The sequence below is a fragment of the Streptomyces californicus genome (assembly GCF_000717645.1).
Taxonomy (GTDB): Bacteria; Actinomycetota; Actinomycetes; order Streptomycetales; family Streptomycetaceae; genus Streptomyces; species Streptomyces californicus.
Window position 1 is genome coordinate 1 of sequence record NZ_JNZZ01000083.1, and the last position, 424, is coordinate 424.

At 58.3% G+C, this 424-nt stretch carries 1 rRNA gene; it reads right to left on the reverse strand.

What is annotated here, in order from left to right:
* Window positions 1-344: 344 nt before the first annotated feature.
* Window positions 345-424: ribosomal RNA gene (locus IF19_RS0134325) — 16S ribosomal RNA — on the reverse strand; the annotation flags it as partial.

Sequence of the window (424 nt, forward strand, 5' to 3'; positions counted from 1 at the left end):
CTGGTGCCAAGGCATCCACCGTGCGCCCTTAAAAACTTGGCCACAGATGCTCGCGTCCACTGTGCAGTTCTCAAACAACGACCAGCCACCCACCACCCCACCCAAAACCGGATGAGTTCACTGGGGCCGGATCAGAAGGACAGCCTCTCGGCCGCACCCTCAGACACCCAACAACGTGCCCGACACGACCCATCACCCACCATGTTCCACGCCCCGAAGAGCAGTACTGACAGTGGTTGACCTGCCGTGCCGAATAGTCAACGTTCCACCCATGAGCTGACCACCGTCGAACATTTGCCGACGTAGTGGCTCTGGATCCCTTACAGGATCTAGATGCTCCTTAGAAAGGAGGTGATCCAGCCGCACCTTCCGGTACGGCTACCTTGTTACGACTTCGTCCCAATCGCCAGTCCCACCTTCGACA